This window comes from Billgrantia bachuensis, from assembly GCF_011742165.1.
Taxonomy (GTDB): domain Bacteria; phylum Pseudomonadota; class Gammaproteobacteria; order Pseudomonadales; family Halomonadaceae; genus Halomonas; species Halomonas bachuensis.
Genome location: NZ_JAAQTO010000071.1, coordinates 1 through 2,068, shown reverse-complemented (window position 1 = coordinate 2,068; position 2,068 = coordinate 1). Strand labels below are relative to the sequence as shown.

At 62.0% G+C, this 2,068-nt stretch carries 2 protein-coding genes and 1 pseudogene; 1 reads left to right on the top strand and 2 read right to left on the bottom strand.

What is annotated here, in order from left to right:
- Both trpD and HBJ55_RS21875 read right to left on the bottom strand, forming a co-directional pair.
- Positions 1 to 372, bottom strand: a pseudogene (trpD, locus tag HBJ55_RS21880) (anthranilate phosphoribosyltransferase); the annotation flags it as partial.
- A 26-nt stretch (positions 373 to 398) separates the two neighbouring features.
- Positions 399 to 983, bottom strand: coding sequence for an anthranilate synthase component II (locus HBJ55_RS21875; protein WP_167120315.1), 585 nt, complete (start codon positions 981 to 983; stop codon positions 399 to 401).
- A gap of 356 nt (positions 984 to 1,339) precedes the next feature.
- On the opposite strand from HBJ55_RS21875, the gene HBJ55_RS21870 reads away from it, so the two are divergent.
- The coding region (locus tag HBJ55_RS21870) for a metal ABC transporter substrate-binding protein (RefSeq protein WP_167120312.1) at positions 1,340 to 2,068 on the top strand (729 nt) is incomplete at its 3' end.

Sequence of the window (2,068 nt, the reverse complement as noted above, 5' to 3'; positions counted from 1 at the left end):
CAGGTCGGCACTGCCGGAGGAGGACGAGACGCTGCGATTGCCGTGCTTCGCCACGTGGGCGCCGGCCGCCGCGGCCACGAAACTGGAAGCGGTCGAGACATTGAACAGATTGGCGCCGTCGCCGCCGGTCCCGACGATGTCAACCACGTTGTCGGCCACCGCGTGCACCCGCTTCATCAGTTCGCGCATCACCTGGGCCGCAGCCCCGATCTCCTCGGCGGTCTCCCCCTTCATGGCCAGACCAACCAGCAGGCCGCCGATCTGGGCGTCGCTGGCCTCGCCAGTCATGATCTGTTGCATCACCGAGTGGGTGGCATCGAAACTCAGGCTCTCATGGCGCATCACCGCGGCGATGGCGTCTCGCATCTGCATGGGCAGGAACTCCTCTTTCGTGCGGGTCAGCGACGCTTCAGAAAATTGGCCAGCAACTCATGCCCCTGACGGGTCAGGATCGACTCCGGATGGAACTGCACACCTTCGATATCCAGCTCGCGATGGCGCAGCCCCATGATCAGGCCAGGGGTGACGTCGTCATCGTCGGTCCAGGCCGTGACCTCAAGACAGTCGGGCAGCGTCTCGGCTTCCACCACCAGGGAATGATAGCGGGTGACCTCGAGCGGGTCCTCGAGGCCGGCGAATACGCCTTGGCCATTATGGCGTACCCGCGAGGTCTTGCCGTGCATCACCTGAGGTGCGCGTACCACCCTGCCGCCATAGACCTGGCCAAGCGCCTGGTGCCCCAGGCAGATGCCGAGAATCGGCAGGCGACCGGCGAAACGTTCGATGACGGCAAGGGAGATGCCGGCTTCATTGGGCGTGCAGGGCCCCGGCGAAATCACCAGATGGCTCGGCGCCAGCGTCTCGATCTGCTCCAGCGTGATGGCATCGTTGCGATGGGTGACCACCTCGGCCCCCAGCTCACCCAGATACTGCACGACGTTGAAGGTGAAGCTGTCATAATTGTCGATCATCAGCACGGACATGGCGATAAGGTCCTGTTAAAGCGAATCTTTTTACTGTGTTTCGTGTTTCTCGGCCAGCCGTGCGGGTCTGCTTCGGACACAAAAAAACCGCCCTGACGGCGGCATTTTCTTCAGTCGTCAGCGTGCCGCCCCTCGCTCAGGAGCGCCACCACTGGGTCGAATTTGGCATATAGGTGTTTGCGTTCATGACGCAATAGTGCCGTCGTGGCTGCCGGGCTGTCAACGCATGATGGCGGCTTATCGCGACACTGGGTGCACCGGAACGCGAGAGGGGCGCATCTCCACCACAGCTGGCAAGCGTACTTCCCAATCTCTATCATCGGAGCACGTGCGCAACCGCAAAAAGGAGATTGACGATGCGCTTTTCCCGCCGTGCCTGGATCTGGCTGGCTCTACCTCTCGCTGCCATGGCCGGCGGCGTTTCAGAAGCAGCAGCCAATCCCAAGGTGGTCGCTAGTTTTTCGATCCTGGGTGACCTGGTCAAGCAGGTCGGCGGTAACGATATCGAGCTGGTCGTCTTGGCTCCCGACGGCGCCGAAGTGCACGAGTGGGAGCTGACGCCGGATAGCTTCATCGCGCTGGAGGATGCCGATCTCGTCTTCTACAACGGCTATCAACTCGAGCAGTGGATGCGCCAGGTTCATGCCACGGTGGGCAACCGTGCGCCATTGATAGCTCTCGCCGAGGCCTCGGAACACCCAACCCAGCCGATAGTCACCGGTGAGTACACCGGCGAACCCGATCCACATCTATGGATGGATCCGCGCGCAGTCGCGACCTACATGCAGGCGATAGCCGATCATCTGGCTGAGCTGCACCCTCAGGCCGCCGATAACTTCCAGGCCCGGGCCAGCGCCGCCAAGGAGAAGCTCGCCGCACTGCATGACGAAGTGAGTGAAATGCTATCGGAAATTCCCGAGCAGCAGCGCATCCTGATTACCACCGAGGCGGCTTTCATCTATTTCGCCGACGCCTATGGCTTTCGCCATGATGGCATCTGGGGCACCAATCTCGAGACCGAAGGCTCGCCCGCGCAGGCCGAGCGTATCGTCAACCTGATCGAGGAAACCCGGCCAACCGCCCTG